The 26,904-nt window shown below is 60.4% G+C and carries 28 protein-coding genes and 1 pseudogene; 10 read left to right on the top strand and 19 right to left on the bottom strand.

All coding sequences use genetic code 11. From position 1 onward, the window contains the following. Positions 1–21: 21 nt before the first annotated feature. The 3 genes from HU715_RS24820 to exbB are packed head-to-tail and all read right to left on the bottom strand — an operon-like array spanning position 22 to position 2,192. Positions 22–777, bottom strand: a complete 756-nt coding sequence (locus tag HU715_RS24820; RefSeq protein ID WP_186706902.1) for an energy transducer TonB — start codon at positions 775–777, stop codon at positions 22–24. Further along, positions 774–1,202, bottom strand: a complete 429-nt coding sequence (gene exbD / locus HU715_RS24815) for a TonB system transport protein ExbD (protein ID WP_053126573.1) — start codon at positions 1,200–1,202, stop codon at positions 774–776. Before exbD ends, HU715_RS24820 begins: the two co-directional genes overlap by 4 nt. A gap of 6 nt (positions 1,203–1,208) precedes the next feature. Further along, the gene (exbB, locus tag HU715_RS24810) at positions 1,209–2,192 is read right to left on the bottom strand and encodes a tonB-system energizer ExbB (RefSeq protein ID WP_186706901.1); all 984 of its coding nucleotides are present in this window, start codon (positions 2,190–2,192) and stop codon (positions 1,209–1,211) included. Positions 2,193–2,379: 187 nt separating this feature from the next. On the opposite strand from exbB, the gene HU715_RS24805 reads away from it, so the two are divergent. Continuing rightward, a complete protein-coding gene (locus HU715_RS24805; protein WP_186706900.1) occupies positions 2,380–3,237 on the top strand; it encodes an SDR family oxidoreductase in 858 nt (285 codons plus the stop codon). Positions 3,238–3,370: 133 nt separating this feature from the next. Here the strand turns inward: HU715_RS24805 and HU715_RS24800 are convergent, their stop codons facing one another. The 6 genes from HU715_RS24800 to HU715_RS24775 form a co-directional block, all read right to left on the bottom strand. After that, the gene (locus HU715_RS24800; RefSeq protein WP_186706899.1) at positions 3,371–4,111 is read right to left on the bottom strand and encodes a hypothetical protein; all 741 of its coding nucleotides are present in this window, start codon (positions 4,109–4,111) and stop codon (positions 3,371–3,373) included. Between the two features lie 55 nt (positions 4,112–4,166). After that, positions 4,167–4,547: a RidA family protein gene (locus tag HU715_RS24795; protein WP_186706898.1), complete on the bottom strand. Its 381-nt coding sequence runs from the start codon at positions 4,545–4,547 to the stop codon at positions 4,167–4,169. Between the two features lie 35 nt (positions 4,548–4,582). Continuing rightward, positions 4,583–6,688 (bottom strand): bifunctional GTP diphosphokinase/guanosine-3',5'-bis pyrophosphate 3'-pyrophosphohydrolase, encoded by a 2,106-nt coding sequence (gene spoT / locus HU715_RS24790; RefSeq protein WP_053126562.1) that lies wholly within the window; start codon positions 6,686–6,688, stop codon positions 4,583–4,585. 60 nt (positions 6,689–6,748) lie between these two features. After that, positions 6,749–7,012 carry a DNA-directed RNA polymerase subunit omega gene (gene rpoZ / locus HU715_RS24785; protein WP_003177259.1) on the bottom strand — a complete coding sequence of 88 codons (264 nt, stop codon included), beginning with the start codon at positions 7,010–7,012 and terminating at the stop codon, positions 6,749–6,751. Positions 7,013–7,179: 167 nt separating this feature from the next. Beyond that, a complete protein-coding gene (gene gmk / locus HU715_RS24780; protein ID WP_053126561.1) occupies positions 7,180–7,800 on the bottom strand; it encodes a guanylate kinase in 621 nt (206 codons plus the stop codon). A gap of 12 nt (positions 7,801–7,812) precedes the next feature. Next, complete coding sequence (locus tag HU715_RS24775) at positions 7,813–8,676, bottom strand: YicC/YloC family endoribonuclease (RefSeq protein ID WP_186706897.1); 864 nt, start codon at positions 8,674–8,676, stop codon at positions 7,813–7,815. 265 nt (positions 8,677–8,941) lie between these two features. Between HU715_RS24775 and rph the strand changes: the two genes are divergently transcribed. The 4 genes from rph (at position 8,942) to gltS (ending at position 12,541) form a co-directional block, all read left to right on the top strand. Next, positions 8,942–9,664 carry a ribonuclease PH gene (gene rph, locus HU715_RS24770; RefSeq protein ID WP_003177262.1) on the top strand — a complete coding sequence of 241 codons (723 nt, stop codon included), beginning with the start codon at positions 8,942–8,944 and terminating at the stop codon, positions 9,662–9,664. Between the two features lie 30 nt (positions 9,665–9,694). Next, complete coding sequence (locus tag HU715_RS24765) at positions 9,695–10,063, top strand: DUF4870 domain-containing protein (protein WP_186706896.1); 369 nt, start codon at positions 9,695–9,697, stop codon at positions 10,061–10,063. 290 nt (positions 10,064–10,353) lie between these two features. Continuing rightward, positions 10,354–10,884 (top strand): GlcG/HbpS family heme-binding protein, encoded by a 531-nt coding sequence (locus tag HU715_RS24760; RefSeq protein ID WP_186706895.1) that lies wholly within the window; start codon positions 10,354–10,356, stop codon positions 10,882–10,884. 448 nt (positions 10,885–11,332) lie between these two features. Further along, entirely contained in the window at positions 11,333–12,541 is a 1,209-nt protein-coding gene (gltS, locus tag HU715_RS24755; RefSeq protein WP_186706894.1) for a sodium/glutamate symporter, read from the top strand. 94 nt (positions 12,542–12,635) lie between these two features. On the opposite strand, the gene crc is transcribed toward gltS, so the two are convergent. After that, positions 12,636–13,415, bottom strand: a complete 780-nt coding sequence (gene crc / locus HU715_RS24750; protein ID WP_013694557.1) for a catabolite repression control protein Crc — start codon at positions 13,413–13,415, stop codon at positions 12,636–12,638. Positions 13,416–13,497: 82 nt separating this feature from the next. On the opposite strand from crc, the gene pyrE reads away from it, so the two are divergent. Next, a complete protein-coding gene (pyrE, locus tag HU715_RS24745) occupies positions 13,498–14,142 on the top strand; it encodes an orotate phosphoribosyltransferase (RefSeq protein ID WP_186706893.1) in 645 nt (214 codons plus the stop codon). 45 nt (positions 14,143–14,187) lie between these two features. Here the strand turns inward: pyrE and HU715_RS24740 are convergent, their stop codons facing one another. The 6 genes and pseudogenes from HU715_RS24740 to coaBC form a co-directional block, all read right to left on the bottom strand. After that, on the bottom strand, positions 14,188–15,057 hold the full coding sequence (locus HU715_RS24740) for a hypothetical protein (protein WP_186706892.1): 870 nt from the start codon (positions 15,055–15,057) through the stop codon (positions 14,188–14,190). After that, positions 15,045–16,103, bottom strand: a complete 1,059-nt coding sequence (locus HU715_RS24735) for a type IV toxin-antitoxin system AbiEi family antitoxin (protein ID WP_186706891.1) — start codon at positions 16,101–16,103, stop codon at positions 15,045–15,047. Before HU715_RS24735 ends, HU715_RS24740 begins: the two co-directional genes overlap by 13 nt. A gap of 244 nt (positions 16,104–16,347) precedes the next feature. Next, entirely contained in the window at positions 16,348–17,253 is a 906-nt protein-coding gene (gene argB, locus HU715_RS24730) for an acetylglutamate kinase (protein WP_003206871.1), read from the bottom strand. Positions 17,254–17,280: 27 nt separating this feature from the next. Beyond that, a pseudogene (locus tag HU715_RS24725) lies at positions 17,281–18,684 on the bottom strand (phosphomannomutase/phosphoglucomutase); the annotation flags it as partial. A gap of 252 nt (positions 18,685–18,936) precedes the next feature. Further along, the gene (gene dut, locus HU715_RS24720; protein ID WP_186706889.1) at positions 18,937–19,392 is read right to left on the bottom strand and encodes a dUTP diphosphatase; all 456 of its coding nucleotides are present in this window, start codon (positions 19,390–19,392) and stop codon (positions 18,937–18,939) included. A gap of 4 nt (positions 19,393–19,396) precedes the next feature. Beyond that, positions 19,397–20,605: a bifunctional phosphopantothenoylcysteine decarboxylase/phosphopantothenate--cysteine ligase CoaBC gene (gene coaBC / locus HU715_RS24715; protein WP_003206865.1), complete on the bottom strand. Its 1,209-nt coding sequence runs from the start codon at positions 20,603–20,605 to the stop codon at positions 19,397–19,399. 145 nt (positions 20,606–20,750) lie between these two features. Here coaBC and radC point away from each other — a divergent pair, with 145 nt between their 5' ends. Then, the gene (radC, locus tag HU715_RS24710; protein ID WP_186706888.1) at positions 20,751–21,425 is read left to right on the top strand and encodes a RadC family protein; all 675 of its coding nucleotides are present in this window, start codon (positions 20,751–20,753) and stop codon (positions 21,423–21,425) included. Between the two features lie 147 nt (positions 21,426–21,572). Here the strand turns inward: radC and HU715_RS24705 are convergent, their stop codons facing one another. Then, positions 21,573–23,159: an ABC transporter substrate-binding protein gene (locus HU715_RS24705; RefSeq protein WP_186706887.1), complete on the bottom strand. Its 1,587-nt coding sequence runs from the start codon at positions 23,157–23,159 to the stop codon at positions 21,573–21,575. 436 nt (positions 23,160–23,595) lie between these two features. Between HU715_RS24705 and rpmB the strand changes: the two genes are divergently transcribed. Next, entirely contained in the window at positions 23,596–23,829 is a 234-nt protein-coding gene (rpmB, locus tag HU715_RS24700; protein ID WP_003177273.1) for a 50S ribosomal protein L28, read from the top strand. Positions 23,830–23,840: 11 nt separating this feature from the next. Then, positions 23,841–23,996: a 50S ribosomal protein L33 gene (rpmG, locus tag HU715_RS24695; protein WP_003177274.1), complete on the top strand. Its 156-nt coding sequence runs from the start codon at positions 23,841–23,843 to the stop codon at positions 23,994–23,996. A 76-nt stretch (positions 23,997–24,072) separates the two neighbouring features. Here the strand turns inward: rpmG and HU715_RS24690 are convergent, their stop codons facing one another. Both HU715_RS24690 and HU715_RS24685 read right to left on the bottom strand, forming a co-directional pair. Further along, positions 24,073–24,318 carry an I78 family peptidase inhibitor gene (locus HU715_RS24690; protein WP_189656229.1) on the bottom strand — a complete coding sequence of 82 codons (246 nt, stop codon included), beginning with the start codon at positions 24,316–24,318 and terminating at the stop codon, positions 24,073–24,075. Positions 24,319–24,476: 158 nt separating this feature from the next. Then, positions 24,477–24,848: a cupin domain-containing protein gene (locus HU715_RS24685; protein WP_186706885.1), complete on the bottom strand. Its 372-nt coding sequence runs from the start codon at positions 24,846–24,848 to the stop codon at positions 24,477–24,479. Between the two features lie 245 nt (positions 24,849–25,093). Between HU715_RS24685 and HU715_RS24680 the strand changes: the two genes are divergently transcribed. Next, positions 25,094–26,587: an aldehyde dehydrogenase gene (locus HU715_RS24680; protein ID WP_003206859.1), complete on the top strand. Its 1,494-nt coding sequence runs from the start codon at positions 25,094–25,096 to the stop codon at positions 26,585–26,587. Positions 26,588–26,904: the final 317 nt, after the last annotated feature.

Raw genomic sequence — 26,904 nt, 5'->3', positions numbered from 1 at the left:
CCATCGGATTGCCAGATTGAGTCAACGCCGGCGCTTGTCGATGGAGTACACGAACGGTGCCGTCAGTTCGATGGTGCCGTTGGTCAGTAACTCCGCCGGTGGCTTGGGTAACGGCTGGGCGCGGCGGATCATCTCCAGGGTGGCCCGGTCCAGCAACTCCGTGCCGGAACTGCCCACCAATTCGAATGACAACACGTTGCCGTCGGCATCCACCACGAAACGCAGGCGGTTGGTGCCTTCCTTGTTCATCTGCTGGGCTCTGGGCGGGTACTTCTTGTACTTGCCCAGATGCGCCAGCAACGTGCCCTGCCAATTGGCCTTGGCAGCCGATTGCGCGGGCGACGGGCCAGGCGCCGGTTGCGCGGACTTCTCGGCCACTGACTGGGTGGGCGGCGTGTCGCTGGGCTTCTGCTCCGACGGCTGTTCCTTCGGCGGCTCGGGTTTTTTCTCCACCGTTTTGGGCTTGGGCGGTTGAGGCTTGGGCTTGGGCTTGACCGGCTTGGGCACGGCGATTTCAGGCTTCGGTGCTTCGGCGAGTTTAGGCAGCGGCAGCTCTTCCACCGGCTCGGGCGGTTGCGGCGGTGTGACGACTTTTGGCGGTGCCGGTGGCGGCGGGGCTGGGACCGGCGCCAGCTCGACCATCATCGCCTGGGGCGGCAACTCGATGGGTGCTCGCGTGGTCCAGTTCAGCGCCAGGGCGATGGCGAGCGCATGCACGCCCAGCACCACTGCCAGGCTACCGCTGTAACGCGTCAGCTTTTGGCGCGTCGTGATCATTTTTTAGGCGCCGTCTCGAGTCCGACCAGGCCGACTTTCAGGTAGCCGGCGCTCCGCAGCGCGTCCATCACGCTCATCAGGTCGCCGTAGTCCACGCCTTTATCGGCCTGGAAGAAGATCGTCGTGTCCTTCTTGCCCTGGGTCTTGGCGTCGAGGGTCGCGCCGAGGGTGTCGGCCTTGACCTCTTCCTCACCGAGGAACAGGCGCTGATCGGCCTTGACGCTGAGGAACACTGGTTTCTCCGGCCGCGGCGAAGGCTTGGCCGTCGACGCCGGCAGGTCGACCTTGATGTCCACGGTGGCCAGTGGGGCGGCCACCATGAAGATGATCAACAGCACCAGCATCACGTCGATGAACGGCGTGACGTTGATTTCGTGGTTCTCGGCCAGATCGTCGTCTGCGCCTTCTTTCAAATGCAGGCCCATGGCCGATTACCCCACTTTCACCATGTGTGGTTGCGAGCCACGCTCGGGCGGCAAGTGGTCGAGATCACGGCTGACCAGCAGCAGGACTTCAGCCGAAGCGTCGGAAACCTGGGCCTTGTAGCCGGCAATGGAGCGGGCGAAGACGTTGTAGATCACCACCGCCGGGATCGCCGCGACCAGGCCCAGTGCCGTTGCCAGCAGGGCTTCGGCAATACCCGGGGCGACGACGGCGAGGTTGGTGGTCTGGGTCTTGGCGATGCCGATGAAGCTGTTCATGATGCCCCACACGGTGCCGAACAGGCCGACGAACGGCGCGGTGGAACCAATGGTGGCGAGCACACCGGTGCCGCTGCTCATGTTGCGACCGCAGGCGGCGACCAGGCGCTCGAGGCGGAAGCTCACGCGCTCCTTGATGCCTTCCTTCTCGCGGCTGTTGGCCGACAGGCGCATCTCTTCGAGGGCGTCATGCACCAGCAGGTTGGCGAGGGTGCCTTCCTTCGCCGCGGTGGCGCTGGCTTCCTTGAGGGTGGCGGCTTTTTTCAGGGCGGCGATTTCACCGCGCAAGCGACGCTTGGCACCCAGCAGCTCGAAGCCTTTGGCGATCCAGATGGTCCAGGTGATGATCGAGGCGATGGCCAGACCGATCATCACGATCTTCACGATGATGTCGGCGTTCTGGTACATGCCCCATGGCGACAGGTCGTGGGCCATGCCCAGGGTATTGTCGGCTTCGAGCACTTCAGGTGCATCGGCCTCGACGGCTTGGGCCGGGTCGGTGGCGGCCGGCGTCGCAACGGGAGCGGCTGGATCGGCAGGCGCCTGGGCAGCAGCAGGTGCGGCGGCCGGAGTCGTCGCTGGGGTCGTGGCGGGCGCCTGTGCATCGGCGAAGGCCGCGGCAGGTGCCAGCAACAGGCTGAACAACAAGGCGGCTACCGTGCTCCAGGCACGAGGTCGATTGGTTGGCGAAGCGGGGGATAGAGAGCGTTTCATGCTGGCCGGACCTGAGAAAAAAAGAAGGTTGATGTTCTTCCAGGCCTCGTGGGCCGAGAACAAAAGTGGCGAGCATTATTGCAAGTAATTCTTGTTAACAAAAGTAATACAGTTACTTTTTTTGTCGCATGGCTAGCCGCTCATCCCCCACGGAGGCTAGTCTGCGGCTTTGCCAGAGGAGTTCTTGATGTCCGCGCCTTCTGTTTTGATCGCCGGCTGCGGTGATATCGGCGGCCGCCTGGCCAGCCAGTTAGTGGCCGAACATTGGCAAGTCCATGGCCTGCGGCGCACGGTTTCGAACTTGCCGGCGGGTGTCATCGGGGTGGCAGGGGATTTATTCAGCGAGCAATGCCCCGCCGACTGGCCCACCGGGTCCCTGGATTACCTGGTGTACAGCGCGGCGGCCACCGACCATGACGAGGCGGGCTATCGCAGCGCTTACGTCGAAGGGTTGCAGCATGTGCTGGGCTGGCTGAAGCAGCATGGCCAACGGCCCAAGCGCCTGTTGTTTGTGTCCAGCAGCAGTGTGTATGGGCAGCAGCAGGGCGAATGGGTGGATGAAACGTCGCCCACCGTGGCCGGCGGATATTCCGGTCGATTGATGCTCGAAGCCGAGCAAGTCGCCCTGGACAGCGGCATTCCGGCCAGTCGCGTGCGCCTGACCGGCATTTATGGTCCAGGTCGGGAGTGGTTGCTGAGCCAGGTGCGCCAGGGTTATCGCGTGGTGATCGACCCGCCGCTGTACGCCAATCGTATCCACGCTGACGACGCGGCCGGCTTGCTGGCGTTTCTGCTGGAGGCTGATCGCCAAGGCAAGGTGCTGGACGACTGCTACATCGGCGTCGACAATGCCCCTGCGCCGTTGGCCGAAGTCGTGGGCTGGCTGCGGGAATTCATGGGTGTTACCGAGTGGGCCGAAGATGCCAGCGTGCGGCGCGCCGGCAGCAAGCGCTGCAGCAATGCCCGGGCGAAGGCCTTGGGCTGGACGCCGCGTTATCCGAGTTTTCGCGAGGGGTATGCGGCGATTCTGGAAGGGCGCTGCTGATTCGCCTGACACCCCAAAGCACCTGTGGGAGCGGGCTTGCTCGCGAAGGGGCCCTGACATTCAACATCTTCGTTGACTGCCATGCCGTCTTCGCGAGCAAGCCCGCTCCCACATGAGAGTTGCGTCGTGGCTCCTACTGCTTTTCAAGCACCCACTGCCGGTTGCCCGGCGTGAACGAAGGCATTTCATCCGCCAATGCCGCATTCACGGTCTGGAAAATCTCCAGCTTCTTGCCGTCGCGGGCAAAGATCCATGTATTGCCCTGGCCGTTTTGTTGCAGCCAGATGTTGTCGTTGCCGCCGCTCATGGAGGCGCAATCGCCGGCCAGGCACAAGGCGTAGCGATCGGCACCCGGCAGGCCGCTGACCTGGCCGTCGGGTTGGAATTGCACGGTGGCGCCCTGGCCGGGGCCGCTGGTGATGTTCCACGCGCCGCCGAGGTAAGCGGCATACAGCGCGCGCTCGAAACTGGCACCGATGGGTGCGCCTTCCGGTGCCTGCACTTGCGCGCGGTCGAACACCTGCTGCGGTTCGTTCTCGGTGGCGGCCTGGCTCAACTGGTCGCCGTCGCGCTTGAGTTCGCTGGCGGAGCTGCCGTAGAAGTCGACTTTCCAAGCGCCGTCTTCTTCGCCCAGCAACTTGCCTTCGACGTTTTCAAAACCGTTGGTGTAGCGCGCCTGGCCGGCCCGGGTGTTGACGTCCCATTCCAGGTTCGGGCCATAGCCTTGCAGCGCTTCGCGCAGCGGGCCGCCCTTGGCGGCAGCGTCGATGGCCGCCTGGTTGATCCAGGTGCCGCTGATGTCACGGTCGGCAGGGTCGCTGGCGCAGCCGCCCAGGAGCAGGGCTGCCAGCGAGAGAGCAAGCGCTTTGCGCATGGTGGAATCCTTTCAAGACGAAAACGGCGCAGCGGGGGAAGCTGCGCCGACCTTATTACTCGAGGACCAGGATGGCATCCATCTCGACCTGTGAGCCCTTCGGCAGGGCCGCTACGCCGATGGCGGCGCGGGCAGGGTAGGGCTGGTCGAAGTATTTGCCCATGATCTCGTTGACCTTGGCAAAGTGGCTCAGGTCGGTGAGGAAGATATTCAGCTTGACGATGTCCTTGAACGAACCACCGGCAGCCTCGGCCACGGCCTTGAGGTTTTCGAACACCTGCACGGTCTGGGCTTCGAAGCCTTCCACCAGTTCCATGGTTTTCGGGTCCAGTGGGATCTGGCCCGACATGTACACCGTGTTGCCGGCCTTGATCGCCTGGGAATAGGTGCCGATGGCGGCTGGGGCCTTGTCGCTGGTGATTACGGTCTTGGTCATCGATGACTCCTTGTAAGGAATAGGCTATTGAGGCGTTATGCGCGCATCCGGGTGATGCGGATAACGCCGGTCAGGGCGCGCAGCTTCTTGATTACGCGGGCCAGGTGCACACGGTCGTGCACGCTGACCACCAATTGGACGACGCTGATGCGACCATCGCGCTCGTCCATGCTGATTTTTTCGATATTGCCGTCGGCGGCGTTGACGCTGCTGGCCAGCAGGGCGATCAGGCCGCGCTGGTGTTCCAGCTCGACTCGCAGCTCGACATTGAACTCGCCAGTGACATCCTTGGCCCACGAAAGCTGGATGCATTTTTCCGGGTTGTGGCGGATTTCGCTGATGTTGCGGCAGTTGTCCAGGTGCACCACCATTCCCTTGCCGGCGGACAGGTGGCCGACAATCGGATCGCCCGGGATCGGCGTGCAACACTTGGCATAGCTGAGCACCAGGCCCTCGGTGCCGCGAATCGCCAGCGGGCCTTCGGGGCTTGGCAGCTGTTCGCCTTCGCCGAGCAGGCGACGGGCGACGACATAGGCCATGCGATTGCCCAGGCCGATGTCTTCGAGCAGGTCTTCGATCAATTCGAGACGGTATTCGTGGAGCATCACCTGCACCCGCTCACCCGGAATCTTATCCAGGGAGCTGTCGAAGCCGTTCAGGACCTTGTTCAGCAGGCGTTCGCCGAGGCTGATGGATTCGGAGCGACGTTGCAGCTTCAGCGCGTGACGGATGTGCGTGCGGGCCTTGCCGGTGACCACGAAATTGAGCCACGCCGGGTTGGGGCGCGCGCCGGGGGCGCTGACGATCTCCACCGTGGAGCCACTTTGCAGCGGTTCGGACAACGGTGCCAGGCGGCGGTTGATGCGACAGGCAATGCAGCTGTTGCCGACGTCGGTGTGCACCGCATAGGCAAAGTCCACGGCCGTGGAGCCCTTGGGCAGCTCCATGATTCGGCCCTTGGGCGTGAAGACGTAGACCTCGTCCGGGAACAGGTCGATCTTCACGCTCTCGATGAATTCCAGGGAGTTGCCTGCGCGCTGCTGCATTTCCAGCACGCCCTTGACCCACTGCCGGGCGCGGGCGTGGGTGCTCTTGGGCTGTTCGTCACCGCTGGATTTGTAGAGCCAGTGGGCGGCGATGCCGTTGTTGGCCATCTCTTCCATTTCACGGGTGCGGATCTGGATTTCGATCGGCACGCCGTGCATGCCGAAGAGCGTGGTGTGCAGCGACTGGTAGCCGTTGGCCTTGGGGATCGCGATGTAGTCCTTGAAGCGCCCCGGCAATGGTTTGTACAAATTATGCACAGCCCCCAGCACGCGGTAGCAGGTGTCGACCTTGTCGACGATGATCCGGAACGCGTAGACGTCCATGATCTCGTTGAAGGCCCGGCGCTTGCCGCGCATTTTCTTGTAGATGCCGTAGAGATGTTTCTGGCGCCCGCTGACTTCGCCTTCGATGCCGTCGATGGCCAGGCAGTGGCTCAGGGACTCTTCGATCTTGTTGACGATTTCCTTGCGGTTGCCCCGGGCGCGCTTGACGGCCTGGTTGATCCGCGCAGAACGCATCGGGTGCATGGCCTTGAAGCCCAGGTCTTCGAACTCGATGCGGATGGCATGCATGCCCAGGCGATTGGCGATGGGGGCGTAGATTTCCAGGGTTTCCTTGGCGATGCGCCGGCGTTTTTCGCCGGACAGCACTTCCAGGGTGCGCATGTTGTGCAGGCGGTCGGCGAGCTTGACCAGGATCACGCGGATGTCGCGTGCCATGGCCATGGCCATTTTCTGAAAGTTTTCGGCCTGGGCCTCGGCCTTGGTCTCGAAGTTCATCTGGGTCAGCTTGCTGACCCCGTCGACCAGTTCGGCCACGGTTTCGCCGAACTGCGCTTGCAGCGCTTCCTTGGCAATGCCGGTGTCTTCGATCACGTCATGCAGCATCGCCGCCATCAAGCTCTGATGGTCCATGTGCATGTCGGCAAGAATGTTCGCCACCGCAAGCGGGTGCGTGACGTACGCCTCGCCGCTGCGTCGGCGTTGGCCGTCGTGGGCTTGTTCGGCGTAGAAATAGGCTCGGCGGACCAGGTTGACCTGGTCCGTGCCGAGGTAGGCCGATAAGCGATCGGCGAGGGCGTCTATGCTCGGCATGATGGTGACTCCTGCCGTTTGCTGTGACCCCGCGCCGTGCTACGTCGACCAGGCATAGGCTTAGACCGCCTCGTTGGACTCGTCCTCGAACGCTGCGAACAGCGGTTCGTCTTCGACGATCTCAGCGTTGGCGATGAACTCGTAGCTCATCAGGCCTTCGGCGATTTCACGCAGCGCTACCACGGTAGGCTTGTCGTTTTCCCACTGGACCAATGGCTCTTTGCCGCCGGTGGCCAGTTGACGGGCACGCTTGGTAGAGAGCATGACCAGCTCAAAGCGGTTTTCCACGTGTTCTAGGCAGTCTTCAACGGTTACGCGGGCCATGGTATTCCTCGGAGCGAATGCAATATGCGCGCTGCCCGGTTGGGCGAGCGGACTCGACAGTTTAAAAAAACACCAGCGTTTAGGGAAGCGCTGATTTTTTAACCAAACCCCTCGGCGCGCTGCGAGTACCAATGTAAAGCCGTCGCAGCGGTTTTGGGAAGGGCTGTTCAGCCCAGTAGTTCGGCCAATAATTTACCGAAACGTTGCTGCTGGCGTTTCTGTTGCAGCTGGCTGGCGCGGAAAATCGCCTTCAGGTCGTCCAGCGCGTGGGCGAAATCGTCGTTGATGATCAGGTAATCGTAGTCGACGTAGTGGCTCATTTCGCTGACCGCTTCACGCATCCGGCCTTCGATGATCTCGTCGCTGTCCTGGCCGCGGTTGGTCAGGCGCTGGCGCAAGGCCTGTTGGCTCGGGGGAAGGATGAAGATCGAGCGGGCCTGGGGCATCAGCTTGCGCACCTGCTCGGCGCCTTGCCAGTCGATTTCCAGGATCAGGTCATGGCCTTCGTCGAGGGTCTGCTGCAGATAGCTTTGCGACGTGCCGTAGAGGTTGCCGAAGACTTCGGCGCGCTCCAGGAAGTCGCCGTGCTCGGCCATCTTCACGAACTCTTCGCGGTCGACGAAGTGATAGTTCACGCCGTTGACTTCGCCCGGGCGCATGGCACGGGTGGTGTGCGAGACCGAGACGCGGATCTGCGGCTCGGCGTCGATCAGCGCCTTGACCAGGCTGGTCTTGCCGGCGCCCGAGGGCGCGGAAATGATGTAGAGAGTGCCGGTGCTGTGGGTCATGTCGGGTTAGCCTTACTCAATGTTCTGCACTTGTTCGCGCATTTGCTCGATCAACACTTTGAGGTTGACCGCTGCCTGGGTGCTGCGCGGGTCGAAGGCTTTGGAGCCCAGTGTATTGGCTTCGCGGTTGAGCTCTTGCATCAGGAAGTCGAGGCGGCGACCGGCCGCGCCGCCGGACTTGAGGACCCGGCGGACTTCGATGATGTGGGTGCTCAGGCGATCCAGTTCTTCGGCCACGTCGCTCTTCTGCGCGAGCATGACCATTTCCTGTTCCAGGCGTTGCGGGTCCAGCTCGGCCTTCATGTCGGCGAAACGATCGAGGACCTTCTGGCGCTGGGTTGCGAGCATCTGCGGGACCAGCTCGCGCAGGGTGCCGACGTCTTCTTCGATGGAGGTCAGGCGCTCGTTGATCAGCCGGGCCAGCTCCGCGCCTTCACGCTCGCGACCGGCCTTGAGCTCTTTCAGGCCTTGGTTGAACAATGCCAGCGCTTCCGCGTTCAGCGCCTGGGGGTCGCTCGCGTCACCCACCAGCACGCCGGGCCAGGCCAGGACTTCCAGCGGATTCAGGGCCGCGGGGTTTTTGATCAGGCTGGCGACGGTTTCGGCGGCAGCGACCAACTGCGCGGCGCGCTCGCGGTCCACTTGCAGGGGGTTACCGGTGCTTTCTTCGGTGAAACGCAGGGTGCATTCCAGCTTGCCTCGGGACAGGCCCTGGCGCAGCGCTTCGCGCACGTTGCCTTCCAGGTCGCGGAAGGACTCGGGCAGGCGCAGGTGCGGCTCCAGGTAACGGCTGTTGACCGAGCGCAGCTCCCAGCTCAGCGTGCCTTGGGCCCCGGCTTTCTCGACGCGGGCGAAGGCGGTCATGCTGTGCACCATGGGGGTTCCTCGCAATGCAGGCCGGCCACAACCAATGGGTGCGGGGCCTGGGATCTGTGGATAAATGCTGAAGGACAGCAAAGGCGCGGGATTGTAGCGCAGTGGGACCCAAGCGCCCAAACAGCTCCGGCAACAAACCGCTGCAGCCCGTCGGCCGGGGCTTCGGGCGCGTTCACCGGTCGCGCCAGCTTTTTTAAACTGCCCTCTGGCGGCCCACGGCTCTATAATGTCCGGCAGTTTTCCGTCCTCTGTACAGGTGTTCCCTATGAAACGTCCAAGTGGTCGCGCTGCCGATCAGCTTCGCTCGATCCGCATTACCCGCAACTACACCAAACACGCCGAGGGATCTGTACTGGTCGAATTCGGTGATACCAAGGTCATCTGCACCGTCAGCGTCGAAAACGGCGTACCACGGTTTCTCAAGGGTCAAGGCCAGGGCTGGTTGACCGCCGAATACGGCATGCTGCCGCGTGCCACCGGCGAGCGGAACCAGCGTGAGGCCAGCCGTGGCAAGCAGGGCGGCCGCACCCTGGAAATCCAGCGTCTGATCGGTCGTTCGCTGCGCGCTGCGCTGGACATGTCCAAGCTGGGCGACGTGACGCTGTATGTCGATTGCGATGTGATCCAGGCCGACGGCGGCACGCGTACGGCTTCCATTACCGGGGCCATGGTTGCGCTGGTCGATGCCTTGAAAGTGATCAAGAAGCGCGGCGGCCTCAAGGGCGGTGACCCGCTCAAGCAAATGATCGCCGCCGTGTCCGTGGGCATGTACCAGGGCGAGCCGGTGCTGGACCTGGATTACCTGGAAGATTCCGCCGCCGAGACCGACCTGAACGTGGTCATGACCAGCGCCGGTGGTTTCATCGAAGTCCAGGGCACCGCCGAGGGCGCGCCGTTCCAGCCGGAAGAATTGAACGCTATGCTGGAATTGGCGAAGAAAGGCATGAACGAGATCTTCGAACTGCAAAAGGCCGCCTTGGCCGACTGATCGTTGTGCGCTTCAGACAAGGAGAATGTCATGAGTGATGAGCAAGTCCTGTTGCCCCAGCCGAGCAAAGAAGTGCGGCAATGGGCGATGTTTTGTCACCTGTCTGCACTAGTGGGAATTTTCATTCCGTTCGGTTCGCTGATCGGGCCGCTGGTCATCTGGCAGATCAAGCGTGAATCCGACCCGTTCATCGATGCCCAGGGCAAGGAAGCGCTGAACTTCCAGATCACCGTGGCGATCGCCGCGGCGATCAGCCTGCTGCTGATGATCGTGGTAATCGGCTTCTTCCTGTTCGGCCTGGTGGCCATCGGTGCGCTGGTGCTGACCATCATTGGCGGCGTGAAGGCCAATGAAGGGCAGCCGTATCGGTATCCGTTTACCTGGCGGTTGGTTAAATAACGCCCAGGTGAGTATTCTGCGGCAGCTTCCTCGTGGAGTGCCGCCGATTGCTTTGCTACTGCCTATGTTCGCAAATTGCGACCCTGGGCCCCTCTGAAGTTCGACGATCTATAAGTAAAGCGGCGCAGTACGGTGTCGGCATGAAGGTCATGTCGTCGCGGCTGGCGTGCGCGTGGTTACATCCTGTCCCATAAGTGGGTGGGCTTGGCCGTTATTTTTGGTCCAGTATGGTTTTTCCATCGGGGTGACTGGATGCACCTCGTGATGTTCTAACCAAAACAGGATTTGTCATGAAGCTTCTAATATTTACCCTGGCTGCAGCGAGTACCTTTGCCGCCTTATCTGTTCACGCGCAAGTACCGCCCCTTGAGCCTCTATCGACCGAGGCCGTGAGTACGCAAGCCGTCATTTCACAAAAAAACCTTTCCTACGTGCATGCCATGCAACTGGCGCAGACCGCCGTTGCCGTCTGTGCCAAAAACAACCAGTCGGTCGCCGCCACGGTGGTGGATCGCTCGGGAATAGTACTGGCGAGCCTGCGCTCCAATGGCGCCGGTCCGACTTCCTATGCTGGCAGTGAGCGCAAGGCTTATACCGCCGTATCCTTCAAGACCCCAACAGGCACGCTCATGGAGCGCTCGGTGAATGTCCCGAACCTGTCCAATATTCCCGGAACCCTGGCGTTGACTGGGGGCGTACCTATTAAGGTGGGTAACGATGTCATCGGCGCTATCGGAGTAGGTGGTGCACCCAACGGAAGAATCGATGAGCAATGCGCTGAGTATGCGATCAATGAAATCAGGCCGTTACTCGGATCCTAATGATCGAGCGTGTTGAAGAGCTCGATGGTTCGAAGGCTGACCCAGCTTGAATCGTTGTCCTCAAGAAGCCGATAGTGATATCGGCTTCTTGGTTTGTGCTACTGACAATGACGCGACTCATTGTGCAGTGTTGAGTTTACTTGAATACATAAGTGTTTCTCCCTTGTATGGGCTCCGGCGACGTACAGAATTATCCTACGTTGCATTACGCCTTTTACATTTTTAGTCACAACTGCAAAATGTCAGCACTACTTATCTTCTTGGCAGTCGGGGCGTCCGGTTGATAGAGTTGCCCCCAAGTTATATTCCTTTAGAAATATTTCGATATATTCAGACCATTGAAGGTCCTTGAATTCAAAGCCAATCAGTGTTGAGTAGATCAACCTGTTCAAGAGGCGTGTCCAGGTAAAAAGTTCGCCCCTGAATATATGTCAAAAGAATAATACTCATGCTTCAGCTCGATTTCTATGGAACGCTTGTCGCCGCCTCGTTAGTGCTTTTGTTGGGGCGCGGACTTGTTAAGCGTGTTGGTTTTCTGCGTGCCTACAATATCCCTGAACCTGTTGCGGGCGGGTTGGTAGTCGCCCTGGTTCTTTTGGCTCTGCGGGGGCTTGAAGTTGAAGTTCGATTTGATACTTCATTGCAAACACCGTTGATGCTGGCGTTTTTTGCCACGATCGGCCTGAGTGCGGATTTCGCCAGCCTGAAAAGGGGTGGGCGCGTGGTGGGAATTTTCCTGCTTGCGGTGGTCGGCCTGCTGGTGGTCCAGAATGCGATGGGTATCGGGCTCGCAAAAGCGCTGGGGCTCGATCCGTTGATCGGGTTGCTGACAGGCTCGGTCACCTTGGCGGGCGGTCACGGTACAGGCGCGGCGTGGGGGGCGGTGTTCAGTGAGAAATACGGTCTGGCTTCCGCCTCCGAGCTTGCGATGGCTTCCGCGACGTTTGGCTTGGTGTTGGGTGGCTTGATCGGTGGGCCGGTTGCGCGGTTGCTCATCAAGCGTGTCCAATCACCCGGCGGCCTTGAGCCAGAAAAACCCCGGATGCCCAAGGGCTTCGAGCAGCCAAACAAAGAGCGCTCGATAACGGCGTTTTCGTTTATCGAGACACTTGCTTTGATCGCGGTCAGCCTGTTGGCCGGCACGCTCTTGAATGGGCAGCTCCACGGTACTGCATTCGAATTGCCGACGTTCGTTTGCGTCTTGTTCGTGGGAGTGGTCTTGCGCAACGGGCTTTCGGCACTTGGCTTGTATCAAGTATTCGAACGAGAAGTATCCGTGCTTGGCAACGTCAGCTTGTCGTTGTTCCTGGCGATTGCCTTGATGTCACTCAAATTATGGGACCTGGCCTCATTGGCCTTGCCGATCTTCATCATCCTGGCGGCGCAGACATTGGTCATGGCACTGTTTGCGATTTTCGTGACGTTCAGGATCATGGGCAGTCACTACGATGCCGCGGTATTGGCGGCGGGACATTGCGGTTTTGGGCTGGGCGCCACGCCGACGGCCATCGCCAACATGCAAGCTGTGACGCAGCGCTACGGACCTTCGCAAATAGCGTTTCTGGTGGTGCCGATGGTGGGGGCGTTCTTCATCGATATCATTAACGTCATCGTCATCAAGTTGTACCTGGCCCTGCCGTTTTTCGCCGTGACTTGATGTTCTGGGCGGTAGCGTGCTCCATGAAAAATGCCCGTATCTTGCGATACGGGCATTTTTTGTTCGGTCTACCGGAGGGCTATCGCCGATACGCTTAGATGGTCAGCGTCCAATCGTAATCCACGATCAGCGGCGCATGCTGCGAGAACCGTGGCTGGCGCGGCAGGCGGGCGCTGCGTACGAAGCGGCGCAACCCGGGCGTCAGCAGCTGGTAGTCGAAACGCCAGCCGAGGTTGAGCATCTCGGCCTGCTCGTTGTCTGGCCACCAGCTGTACTGGTCGCCTTCACGGCTGACTTCACGCAGGGCGTCGACATAACCCATGTTGCCAATGATCTCGTCCATCCAGGCCCGTTCCGGCGCCAGGAAACCAGGAGATTGCTGGCTGTCGCGCCAGTTCTTGATATCCAGCTTCTGTTGCGCCACGTACAGCGAGCCACAATAAATGTACTCGCGACGTTTGCGCCGCTGTTTATCAAGGTAACGGGCGAAGTCGTCCATCAACTTGAATTTCTGATTCAAATCTTCATCGCCGTTCTGCCCCGAAGGGAGCAGCAAGGTCGCGATGCTGACCTTGTCGAAATCGGCTTGCAGGTAGCGCCCGTAGCGGTCCGCCGTCTCGAAACCGAGACCGTTGATGACAGCCTTCGGTTGCAGCCGCGAGTACAAAGCCACGCCACCCTGGGCGGGGACTTCGGCATCGCAGGCATAAAGGAAGTAACCATCCAGTTGGAAGGCTGCATCGTCCAGTTCAAAGGCGGAGGCGCGGGTGTCCTGCAGGCAGATGACGTCGGCATTCTGTGCTTGCAGCCAACTGAGCAAACCACGCTCGACTGCAGCCTGAATACCATTGACGTTCACACTGATGATCCGCATAAATGGCCCCAAAAATCACGTGCGTGTATGATACACGCCGTGTACCTATTTAGCTAAATCCGCGGTATTTGAGGCTTTTTTCATGCAGGCGTATCAGCGCGATTTCATTCGCTTTGCCATCGATCGCGGCGTTTTGCGCTTCGGTGAATTCACCCTCAAGTCCGGGCGTACCAGCCCGTACTTCTTCAATGCGGGCCTGTTCAACAGCGGAACCGCCCTGGCGCAGTTGGGCCGTTTCTATGCCGCAGCCATCGTCGAGAGCGGCATCCCGTTCGACGTATTGTTTGGCCCGGCCTACAAAGGCATCCCGCTGGCTGCCACCACCGCTGTGGCCTTGGCCGAACACCACGGCCGCGACCTGCCCTGGTGCTTCAATCGCAAGGAAGCCAAGGCCCACGGCGAAGGCGGCAGCCTGGTCGGCGCGCCGCTGACCGGCGAAGTATTGATCATCGACGACGTGATCACCGCGGGCACCGCCATTCGCGAAGTGATGCAGATCATCGGTTCCCAGGAAGGCGCCAAGGCCGCTGGTGTGCTGATCGCCCTGAACCGCCAGGAGCGCGGCAACGGCGAGCTGTCGGCGATCCAGGAAGTGGAGCGCGATTTCGGCATTCCGGTGGTCAGCATTGTGTCGCTGAACCAAGTGCTGGAATTTTTGGCCGATGATCCGCAGCTCAAGCAGCATTTGCCGGCAGTGGAAGCCTACCGCGCCCAGTTCGGCGTCTAAAAACCAAGGCCCCGGAAACAGGGCCTTGTTTTTTTCAGTGAATGTTCACTCCCGTAAATGAAGGGCGCGAAGTAAGGCATCCACTTGCCCGAAAGCATCCTGCTGCCACTGATCTGGCGTCCGATCCTCAAGGATCTGGCTGTCTTCGACGAAACGCCTTACGGACGTCGGGCCATAACCGTCGGCAATATCAAATTTCTGGCAGATGTACAGAAAGCCTTGCTCGCCACTTCCGGTTTCAAGTACGGGGCGGCATTCCTGCGCGAGCGCTGCTATGCCGCCCGGAAAATTGCGAACGCAATAGTAAATGTCGTAGGCGTCTTTCTGCTTGTGTCGTCCATTAAGGGCATAGCCTTTCATTGCGAGCAGTGCCGGGATAGAGCACACGGCAACCTCGACTCGATTTGTACCGCCGGTAGGCATAGGTCCTTCAATTGCGACCATCTGATAAAACCGCATTGCCAGGTCGGCACCGTCGGCACGTTGAACTGCAAAGTCGCTCAGAATAGGCGGTTTGTTTTGAATGATCGCAGCATCGCGTGGCATCAAGAAATCCACGATCACATCTATCGGGGCTCCCCCGTCGTCCACGGGAACCTGGCGAACGAGTTGAAAGCGTCGTAACTCTCCTCTCTGCTCGTACCCATTGCCCATCAAGGCTTCGACCAGAGTCGCGTACTCGCCATCACCCAGTGCTTCTGCATCAAGGCTCAAGTCGACATCGAGTGTACCGACATGCTGCATATCGTCATTTGCAAGGAGCAGCCATGGCACTGCACCGCCAATCACTGCGAACTTTCCTTTGAAGCTACCCAGGATCTGACCCATTTCGACGAGTACTGCTTTAACTGCCACCGTCGTCCTGTCTTCATAATCCGAGGCCGATTGAGGTTCCTGCGGTACTACCGGGGCCATGCCAGTTTTTCCTGGCGTAGATATTCGGCCGCTTCCTTTGCGCGCTCGCCAGCAATGGATAGGTCCAAATAGGTTTGAACGGGGCTGGTGCATATCGCATCGGGCGCCGCTTCGACGACGTCCAAAAGGAGCCCTTCGTCCTTAGGGAGGGTAATCACCACATTTTCACCCTTGGTGACGGGGACCAGTTGCAGAGCTGTGATTAATTTTTCCAGGCCTTCACTGTCGGCGTAAAAATAATTCGTGCTGACTCGGGCGTAGGGGGCGAGCCATTGTGCGGCGGAAAACGAGGAAAATACCGTGCGTCCATAGCCTTTTTCGCCGATTACGCTGCGTGCCGCATTCTCCAGGGAGCTGCCGTGTAAGGCGGTATAGAATTTTTTACGCTCCCCGGATGGAGCCTCATAGGCTTGGACCCATGCATCCAGAAGCGATTGAGGATCGCACAGGAAAAATCCATCGCGTGTTGCTTGTCCCCATTCGCGATCAAGTAGGGCCGTGCGCACATTGCTGACTTGACCCAAGCTCACATTGGCTGCCTCGGAGAGTTCTATCACACGCCATGCATGATCGGGCTCGCGCAACATCGTACGAAGGATCTGTGCTGACTTCGGCTTGAAGAGAGATTTCAGCCCTCTGTTTTCCGAGGGCGGCTTTTCTGCGACTTGGTGGTCGATGAATACACCATCGAACGACAGCCAGGCATTGCCCTCCAGATCCAGATAACCCACGCCTTTTTCCCGGCATGCCTGTCTCGCAGCAAGCGAAAGGTAGGGGGCTATCACGATAGGCGTGATCTCTGTACTCCTTTCACTGACGTAGTCGCGAAGTTGGAGTATGGCTGCGGTAACAAATCGGGGCTGTCCGTTGGCTTTGATGTCGCAGGCCAGGAAGTGCGATTTTCCCGAAGCGTCTATTTCAACGATGAGATCAGGGGCCCAGGTTTTGGCTGGCAGCGAGATCTTCACGCTTTTTATCTCGATGACCGGTACTTTGCCTAGGAGGTCTTGAAGCGCCTCTTTCGCGTTTATTGTGAGCATTTTCATTGACAGAGACCTTTTCAACGAATGCTGAAATTACCCATTTCAGTGAAAGTAGTCCACGTATTTCAGCAAAATGGGTGGTTTCAGCGTTTGTTGAAATGGCATCATCGCTGAAAATCAAGACAGGGTAAGCTTGATGTCTTCTTGCTCGCGAAAAAAAACGCGAGCCCTGCCAGTGCAAAATGGACTTCATGTTTTGAATCCACTTTGAAAACTGCCAAGGATCGCGATTTTGGTGTGTCAGCTATCAGGGACGCTTGCGATTGCTGATCAACGTACCCACGCCGGTATCGGTGAAGATCTCCAGCAGGATCGCATTGGGCACCCGGCCGTCGATGATCAGCGAGCTGCCGACGCCGCCCTGTACCGCTTCCAGCGCGCAACGAATCTTCGGCAGCATGCCGCCGTAGATGGTGCCGTCGGCGATGAGGTCATCGACCTGCTGGGTCGACAGTCCGGTCAGGACCTTGCCCGACTTGTCCATCAGGCCGGCGATGTTGGTCAGCAGCATCAGCTTTTCAGCTTTCAGTGCCTCGGCAACCTTGCCTGCCACCAAATCGGCGTTGATGTTGTACGACTCACCGTTGGCGCCCACGCCGATGGGCGCGATGACCGGGATGAAGTCGCCCTTGACCAGCAGGTTCAGCAGGTCGGTGTTGATGCCGACTACTTCGCCCACATGACCGATGTCGATGATTTCCGGCTGGGTCATCTCCGGGGTCTGGCGGGTGACGGTGAGTTTCTTCGCCCGGATCAGCTCGGCGTCCTTGCCCGTCAGGCCGATGGCGCTGCCGCCATGGCGGTTGATCAAGTTGACGATGTCCTTGTTGACCTGGCCGCCCAGGACCATCTCCACCACATCCATGGTCTGTGCATCGGTCACGCGCATGCCGTCGATGAAGTGACTCTCGATCGACAGGCGCTTGAGCAGGTCGCCGATCTGCGGGCCACCACCGTGTACGACCACCGGGTTGATGCCCACGGCCTTCATCAGCACGATGTCGCGGGCGAAGCCGGTCTTGAGCTCCTCGCTTTCCATCGCGTTGCCGCCGTATTTGATCACCAGGGTCTTGCCGACGTAGCGTCGGATATAAGGCAACGCTTCGGACAGGACCTTGGCGGTGTTGGCGGCGGCTTCGCGTTCGAGGGTCATTCAGGGCTCCGGTAGTGCTTCAAAAAATCAAAACGGTAGTTGGAGATCAGGTGCAACACGTTTGAGTTGGGCGTGGAATACGTCCTTGATGCGCTGCAGTTCCGCCTCGTTGTCGGCTTCGAAACGCAGCACCAGCACCGGTGTGGTGTTGGAGGCGCGGACCAGGCCCCAGCCTTGTGGGTAGTCGACCCGCACACCGTCGATGGTGGTCAGTTCGGCGCCTTCGCCCCACTGGGCGTCGTGCAGAGCATCAATGATGCTGAATTTGCTCTCTTCGGTCACATGGATATTGATTTCTGGCGTAGAAATATCGTTCGGGAAGGTCGCGAACAGTTCTTCGGCCGTGGATTTTTCCTTGCTGAGGATCTCCAGCAGGCGCGCGGCGCTGTAGATGCCATCATCAAAACCGAACCAGCGTTCCTTGAAAAAGATGTGGCCGCTCATTTCGCCGGCCAGCAGGGCGCCGCTCTGTTTCATTTTCTTCTTGATCAACGAGTGACCGGTTTTCCACATGAGCGGGCGGCCGCCATATTCCTTGATCAGCGGCACCAGGCGACGGGTGCATTTCACGTCGAAAATGATCTCGGCATCGGGGTTGCGCGCCACCACGTCCTTGGCAAACAGCATCAGCAGGCGGTCCGGGAACACCACGCTGCCGGTATTGGTCACCACGCCCACGCGGTCGCCGTCGCCGTCGAAGGCCAGGCCCAGGTCGGCGTTGGTTTCCTTGACCTTGGCGATCAGGTCTTCGAGGTTTTCCAGCTTGCCCGGGTCCGGGTGGTGGTTAGGGAAGTTGCCGTCCACATCGCAGAACAGTGGGATGACTTCGCAGTTCAGGGCTTCGATCAGTTGCGGGGCGATCACGCCGGCCGCGCCGTTGCCGCAATCGACTACCACTTTCAGGCGGCGGGCGAGCTTCACGTCCTTGACGATCTCGTCGTTGTAGCGAGGAAGGATATCGACCTTGGTCACGCTGCCCTGGCCACTGCTCAGGTCGTTGGTCTTGAGGCGGGTATGCAGGGCCTGGATCTGCTCGTTGGCGAGGGTGTCGCCGGCGATGACGATCTTGAAGCCGTTGTAGTTCGACGGGTTGTGGCTACCGGTGAGCATCACCCCGGATTTACCGGCCAACACGTTGGCGGCGTAGTACAGCGCGGGGGTCGGCACCAGTCCCACGTCGCTGACGTGGCAGCCGCTGTCGGCAACGCCTTTGATCAATTGCTCAACCAGCTCGGGGCCCGACAAGCGGCCGTCACGGCCGACGCACACGTTCGGTTCGCCCTGGGCCAGGCTCTGGGAGCCAATGGCGCGGCCGATCCAGTAGGCGGTTTCGGCGGTGAGGGTTTCCGGTACCACGCCACGGATGTCGTAGGCGCGGAAAATGCTTTCAGGGAAGATCGGGGCGATTGCGGCTGGGGTGTTCATGGGCGGGGCGCTCTATCAGGAAAGTGACTGGACAGGCCGACACTGGGTGTCGGCAGGCTCAAGCTGAAGGGTATGACGGCGTTTTTGACAGAGAGTTCGTGGTGGGAAAGTGCCATGAGACAGCGGTACCCCGGCCTCGCTCGCCTAATACATTGATTCCGGATGGGAAACCTAGCAGAAAGCCATTGCGCATTTTTTGTCCTGAAACAGAAGCTTCATGAACGGGCCGGGCAGGACGCCGGGCCCGCAATCGAGCGGTCAATGGCTGCCGGAATGTCCAAAACCACCGGCGCCGCGCTGGCTCTCGTCGAATTCGTCGACCAGTTCGAAGTGGGCCTGGACCACCGGCACCAGTACCAACTGCGCGATGCGCTCGCCCACGGCAATATTGAAGGCCGTTTGGCCGCGGTTCCAGCACGACACCATCAGTTCGCCCTGGTAGTCGGAATCGATCAGGCCCACCAGGTTGCCCAGCACGATGCCGTGTTTGTGCCCCAGGCCCGAGCGCGGCAGGATCAGCGCGGCCAGGCCTGGGTCGCCGATGTACACCGACAGGCCGGTAGGAATCAGTAGGGTCTGGCCTGGCTCCAGGATCGTGTCCTGCTTGAGCATCGCCCGCAGGTCGAGGCCGGCGGAGCCTGGTGTGGCGTATTGCGGCAGCGGGAATTCGCTGCCGATGCGTGGGTCGAGGATCTTGGCTTGTAGAGCGTGCATGACATTAAACCTGGTTCAGACGTTCGGCGATGAAAGTGATCAGCTGGCGGGCAATCTTGCTCTTGCTGGTCTGGGCGAAAAGTGTGGCGTGCAACTGGCGGTCGATCACGCTGCAGGCGTTTTCTTCGCTGTTGAAGCCGATGCTCGGGTTGGCCACATCGTTGGCGACGATCAAGTCGAGGTTCTTGTCCTTGAGCTTGCGGGCGGCGTAATCGAGCAGATGTTCGGTCTCGGCGGCGAAGCCGACACTGAACGGTCGGTCGGGGCGGGTGGCGATGCTGGCCAGGATGTCCGGGTTGCGCACCATTTGCAGGAGCAGGCCGTCGCCGCTTGTAGGGTCTTTCTTCAATTTTTGCGGGGCAACGACTTCGGGGCGGTAGTCCGCTACCGCAGCCGAGGCGATGAACAGGTCGCAGGGGATGGCCGCTTCGCAGGCCGCGAGCATGTCCCGGGCGCTGACCACGTCGATGCGCGTGACTCGGTCCGGGGTCGGCAGGTGCACCGGACCTGTGATCAGCGTCACCCGGGCGCCGGCTTCGACGGCGGCTTCGGCCAGGGCGAAGCCCATTTTTCCGGAGCTGTGGTTGGTGATGTAGCGCACCGGGTCGATGTTTTCCTGGGTCGGCCCGGCAGTGATCAGCACATGCTTGCCGGTCAGGGCCTGGCGCTGGAAGCAATCGGCGGCGCACTGGGCCAGGTCGGTAGCCTCAAGCATGCGCCCCATGCCGACGTCGCCGCAGGCCTGGCTGCCGGAGGCTGGGCCGAAGACTTTCAGGGCGCGGCTTTCCAGCAATTGCAGGTTGGCCTGGGTGGCCGGATCGCGCCACATGGCCTGGTTCATGGCGGGGGCGACGGCGACCACGGCGTCGGTGGCAAGCACCAGGGTGGTCAGCAGGTCGTCGGCGATGCCTTGGGCCAAACGGGCGATCAGGTCGGCCGTGGCCGGGGCGATCAGCACCAGGTCGGCCCACTTGGCCAGTTCGATATGGCCCATGGCGGCTTCGGCCGCCGGGTCGAGCAAATCCAGGTGGACCGGGTGGCCGGACAGGGCTTGCATGGTCAGCGGGGTGATGAACTCGCTGCCGCCACGGGTCATGACGACCCGTACTTCCGCGCCCTGGTCGATGAGTCGGCGAACCAGCTCGGCGCTCTTGTAGGCGGCAATGCCGCCGCCGACGCCCAGAACGATGCGTTTCCGATACAGCCGCTGCATAGGCCTGCCTTTCGATTTCAGTGGTCAGTGCAAGGCGAACCCCTTGGCAGCAGCCTGCCAGGGTGCAAATCGCCTGCAAAAAAGATGGGCTACGATATCACAGCGACCGCTACGGAACAGCGGCGCCCACAATCAGGGAGATGCCATGAGTATTCGTGACTGGCCCGCGGCCGAGCGACCGCGGGAGAGGTTATTGGCGCTGGGGGCGGGGAGTCTTTCGGACGCCGAGCTGCTGGCGATTTTTTTACGCACCGGGGTGTCAGGCAAAAGCGCGGTGGATCTGGCGCGACAACTGTTGATTCAATTTGGCAGCCTGCGCGCGCTGCTTGAAGCCGATCAGATTACATTCAGCAATCATATGGGGCTCGGGCCGGCGAAGTTTGCCCAGTTGCAGGCGGCCCAGGAAATGAGTCGGCGGCACTTGGCTGAGCGGGCACGGGAAAAGACATCACTGGAAAGCCCATTCGCGGTGCGTGAATACCTCAAGTCCATGCTGCGCCACGAACCCCACGAGGTGTTCGGTTGCCTGTTTCTCAACTCCAAGCACCAGGTGCTGACCTTCGAGGCGCTGTTTCGCGGTTCTATCGACAGCGCCAGTGTCCATCCCCGGCAGGTGGTCAAGCGCGCCCTGGCCCATAACGCCGCTGCGTTGATCCTGTGCCACAACCACCCCTCCGGCAACGCCGAGCCCAGCCAGGCCGACCGTGTGCTCACTGAGCGGCTCCAGGAGGCCCTGGAGTTGATCGATGTGCGGGTGCTCGACCATTTCATCGTTGGCGATGGGGAACCGTTGTCGATGGCGGAGCGGGGGTGGATGTAGGCCGGGTCTGACGAAGCGAGGCCCTTTGTGGGAGCGAGCTTGCTCGCGATAGCGGTCGGTCAGCCAGCATTGATGTGTCTGATGCGCCGCTATCGCGAGCAAGCTCCCACAGGGACCATTGCAACTTCAAATGTCCGTGGGCTGGGGTTACTTGAGGCTGACCTTGGAGTAGTCCTGCCGCCCAAACGGGCTCACCCCATAACCCTGCACATCCTTGCGGGTAAGCGCGAAGGCAGTGGGGTGGGCCAGGGGCAGCCACAGGGCCTGCTGCTGGATCTGGGCCTGGGCCTGTTCGTAGAGCTTGGCGCGCACGCCTTGTTCGCCGGTGGTCTTGCCGGCGCTGATCAGTTTGTCCAGGTCCGGGTTGCAATAACGGGCGAAGTTGGTCCCGGACTTCACCGCCGCGCAGGAAAACTGCGGCGTGAGGAAGTTGTCCGGGTCGCCGTTGTCGCCGGCCCAGCCCATGAACAGCAGGTCATGCTCGCCGGCCTTGGCGCGGCGGATCAGTTCGCCCCATTCGATCACGCGGATTTCCGCCTGGATGCCGACTTCCGCCAGGTCCGATTGCAGCAGCTGTGCGCCAAGGCTTGGGTTGGGATTGAGCAGGCTGCCGGAAGGGCGCGTCCAGATGGTGGTCTTGAAGCCTTCCTTCAAGCCGGCCTTGGCCAGCAAGTCGCGGGCCTTGGCCGGGTCGTGGGCATAGCCCGGCAAGTGCTTGGCATAGCTCCAGGTGTTCGGTGGGTAAGGGCCGCTGGCGGCTTCGGCGGTGCCTTCGAAGACGGTCTTGAGGTAGCTGGCCTTGTCGAAGGCCAGGTTGATGGCTTGCCGCACCTCAGGTTTGTCCAGGGGCGGATGCTGGCTGTTGATCGCCAGGAACGCGGTCATGAAGGCCTCGGTCTGGGCCACGCTCAGGGTCGATTCCTGCCGGGCGGCCTGCACATCCAGCGGCTTGGGCGACAGGGCGATCTGGCATTCGTTGCGGCGCAGTTTCTGCAGGCGCACGTTGGCGTCCGGCGTGATGGCGAAGATCAACGGATCCACCTGGGGCTTGCCGCCGAAATAGGCGTCGTTGGCCTTATAGCGAATCGAGGCGTCCTTCTGGAATCGGCTGAAAATGAACGGGCCGGTGCCGACCGGCTGGCTGTTGAGTTTTTCCGGCGTGCCGGCCTGCATCAACTGGTCGGCGTATTCGGCCGAATAGATGGAGGCAAAACCCATGCTCAACGTCGCCAGGAACGTCGAGTCGGCGTGATCGAGGGTGAAGCGCACGGTCAGCGGATCCAGGGCGTCGATTTTCTTGATCAGCGCCGGCAACTGCATGGACTGGGCGTGGGGGAAGCCGCTTTGCGCGACCTTGTGCCACGGGTTCGCCGGATCGAGCATGCGTTCGAAGCTGAACTTCACGTCCTCGGCGGTCAGGTCGCGGCGCGGCGTGAAGTAATCGGTGCGGTGGAACTTGACCTGCGGCCGCAGCTTGAACACGTAGGTCAGGCCATCGGTGGAGACTTCCCAGCGCTCGGCCAGGCTGGGGACTACTTTGCCGCTGGCGGTGTCGAAATCCACCAGGCGGTTCATCAGCACGTCGGCGGAGGCATTGGTGGTGGTCAGGGAGTTGTACTGGACGACATCGAACCCTTCCGGGCTAGCTTCGGTGCAGACGCTCAGGGCGGCGGCGAATACCTGCGGGGTGATCAGCAGAGGGGCGAGCAACAACGGTAGGGCAGCGAGGCGCATGGTCGGTTTCCTGTGCAAGTCGAAGGCCCATCTGCGAGTGCAGTCTGGAAAAGGCCTACCCTAGTGGGCTCGCTGCCAAATGACTATCCCCTTTTTGCATTTTCCGGCACGCTGCGGCGACGTTTGGGTGGCCAAAACCTGTCGTATGTGAAAAAAACCTGCGTGCAGCGACGAGCGGTAAGGGGTCGCGCCAGCCTCTGTCCCCGCCGTCCCGGGCGGTTGGCCGATGATTCTCCAGGAAGACAAATCACATCGGCTGTTGTTGCACTGTGGTCTTTCTGGTATAAAGCAGCGCTCTTTTCTAGGGGCCCGGTTCCTTCACTGTAGGTGTAGCCGGTAAGACCCTTAAAGAAACGCGGCGCCTGGCGCCAAATGACTGAGAGATTAAGCGGCCAACCCATGCCGGGTTGGGCATGTGGTTTTAGAGGGCTGAGGCATGTCGAGAGTCTGTCAAGTTACCGGTAAGGGTCCGGTGACTGGGAATAACATTTCCCACGCAAACAACAAAACCCGTCGTCGTTTCCTGCCGAACCTGCAGCATCACCGCTTCTGGGTTGAAGAAGAGAAACGTTTTGTGCGTCTGCGCGTATCTGCCAAAGGCATGCGCATCATCGACAAGCGTGGCATCAGTGTCGTGCTGGCCGAACTTCGTCGCGATGGCAAGGTTTAAGGGAGCTAATCATGCGTGAATTGATTCGTTTGATCTCGAGCGCCGGTACTGGTCACTTCTACACTACCGACAAGAACAAGCGTACTACCCCGGACAAAATCGAGATCAAGAAATATGATCCGGTTGTTCGCAAGCACGTGATCTACAAGGAAGGCAAAATCAAGTAATTGATTTTTCCCTTCTTACGAAAAAGGCCCGTATCGCGAGATACGGGCCTTTTTTGTTGTGTTTTGGTCCTGTGGATCAACCGCATTTAATGCCGACGATGATTCCGTCGACATCCGTTACAAGGTTGATGCGTCGCGGGCGCAGATCGTAGGTTATAGGGTGTTTCGGGCCTGCGGGGCGAACCTGGGGCCCGTTGGCCAGCGCGCGAACTTCTTCACGCAGCTCGCGGGTGTATTTTTGGCCAATGGTGTACTGGGCGATAGCGATATCGCACTGGTCGTCTGGCATCGGCACGACAACGGTGTCGTTTTGATTCGGCATTTCTAGCTTCCTTGCTGATCGTTAAAAAGAAAAGGCACTCACCGGTTGGGTTGGTCGCGCATCCTGCGCGTCCCGCTGCGACGATAAATTGCGCGGTGCCTATGGCAGGTTTTAATCGTCACCGTGGCGATTGACCAATGATTAAGTGTCACGGTCTTTTACGGCGCGGTCTTGGCCTGTTCAAACACCACATAGATCTTGCGGCACGGCTCCAGCACTTCCCAGGTGCCCTTGAACCCGGCCGGAATCACGAAGCGGTCGCCGGCCCGCAGGGTCTTGGCGTTGCCGTCATTGTCCCGCAGCACGGAAACGCCCTGGACGATCTCGCAGTATTCATGCTCGGTGTAGTTGACCGTCCACTGGCCAATGGCGCCTTCCCACACGCCAGCGTTCATTTGCCCACAGGGGCTGCTGTAGTGGTTGAACACGGCTTGCTCGGGATCGCCCTTGAACACCTTGGCCGGGTCCGGGCGATAACGTTCGGCGGTGGTATTGGCCTGGCTGAAGTCGACGATGTCCTGAATGCTCATGCGGGTGATCCCCAGTGATCGCTTGGAAAGGCCTCGAGTCTATGTTTATTAAAACGAACATCGCAAGGCCGTTTGCCACCGTTGTGTCAAATATATTGAAACATGACCAGCCGCTGGTTTAGGGTGGCGGGTGCCCCGTACCAATTACAGCGCCGAACAGCGCCGAAAGCAGGCTGGCCGGGCAGAATTCTTTTGAGCGCTGCGCATTGCGCGGCGTTCGTACTCAATAAGAGGAGGACACACGCATGACCACCCTGACTCGTGCCGATTGGGAACAACGCGCCCGCGACCTGAAAATCGAAGGCCGCGCCTTCATCAACGGTGAGTACACCGATGCGGTGTCCGGCGAAACCTTCGATTGCCTCAGCCCGGTCGATGGCCGCCTGCTGGGCAAGATCGCCAGCTGCGACGTGGCCGACGCCCAGCGTGCCGTCGAGAATGCCCGCGCCACTTTCAACTCCGGCGTCTGGTCGCGCCTGGCGCCAAGCAAGCGCAAAACCACCATGATTCGTTTCGCCGGCCTGCTCAAGCAGCATGCCGAAGAGCTGGCCCTGCTTGAAACCCTCGACATGGGCAAGCCGATCAGCGACTCGCTGAACATCGACGTGCCCGGCGCGGCCCAAGCGTTGAGCTGGAGCGGTGAAGCCATCGACAAGCTCTACGACGAAGTGGCCGCCACGCCGCACGATCAATTGGGCCTGGTGACCCGTGAGCCGGTGGGTGTCGTGGGCGCGATCGTGCCGTGGAACTTCCCGCTGATGATGGCCTGCTGGAAGCTCGGTCCGGCGTTGTCCACCGGTAACTCGGTGGTGCTCAAGCCGTCGGAAAAGTCCCCGCTGACCGCCATCCGCATCGCCGCGCTGGCGATCGAGGCCGGCATTCCGAAAGGCGTGCTGAACGTGCTGCCAGGCTACGGCCACACCGTCGGCAAGGCCCTGGCCCTGCATATGGACGTCGATACGCTGGTGTTCACTGGCTCGACCAAGATCGCCAAGCAATTGATGATCTATTCCGGTGAATCCAACATGAAGCGCATCTGGCTGGAAGCCGGCGGCAAGAGCCCGAACATCGTGTTCGCCGATGCTCCGGACCTGCAGGCCGCGGCCGAGTCCGCTGCCAGCGCCATCGCCTTCAACCAGGGCGAAGTCTGCACCGCCGGCTCGCGGCTGTTGGTGGAGCGTTCCATCAAGGACACGTTCCTGCCGCTGGTGATCGAAGCCCTTAAGGGCTGGAAGCCGGGCAACCCCCTGGATCCGGCGACCAACGTTGGCGCCCTGGTGGATACCCAGCAGATGAACACGGTGTTGTCCTACATCGAGGCCGGTCACAGCGACGGCGCCAAACTGGTGGCCGGTGGCAAGCGCATCCTTGAAGAAACCGGCGGCACTTATGTCGAGCCGACGATTTTTGACGGCGTGAGCAATGCCATGAAGATCGCTCAGGAAGAGATTTTCGGCCCGGTGTTGTCGGTCATCGCTTTCGACACCGCCGAGCAGGCCATTGAAATCGCCAACGACACGCCGTATGGCCTGGCTGCAGCGGTATGGACCAAAGACATCTCCAAGGCTCACCTGACCGCCAAGGCCCTGCGCGCCGGCAGCGTATGGGTCAACCAGTACGACGGCGGCGACATGACCGCACCGTTCGGTGGCTTCAAGCAGTCGGGCAATGGTCGCGACAAGTCGCTGCATGCGTTCGACAAATACACCGAGCTGAAGTCGACCTGGATCAAGCTCTGACACGGGCGGCCCCGGACCCTGTCCGGGGCTCCATGCCGTGCTGATTCGTTTGTGGGAGCGGGCTTGCTCGCGAAAGCGGTTTAACATTCAGCAGCTAAGTTGACTGGCACTCCGCCTTCGCGAGCAAGCCCGCTCCCACATTGGCTGAGAATGAGCGGAAGATTGGCGGTCGAAACAGATCCCCTGTGGGAGCGAGCCTGCTCGCGATAGCGGTATGACAGTCGACGACTTTGTTGAATGTTGCTCCGTCATCGCGAGCAGGCTCGCTCCCACATTTGTTTTGCGTAGGGCTTGAAACATCACTGTCCACAGGAGCG

Source organism: Pseudomonas zanjanensis (assembly GCF_014268745.2).
Taxonomy (GTDB): domain Bacteria; phylum Pseudomonadota; class Gammaproteobacteria; order Pseudomonadales; family Pseudomonadaceae; genus Aquipseudomonas; species Aquipseudomonas zanjanensis.
Note: the sequence above shows the minus strand (reverse complement) of the source record. Positions and strands in the feature narration are given on the sequence as shown.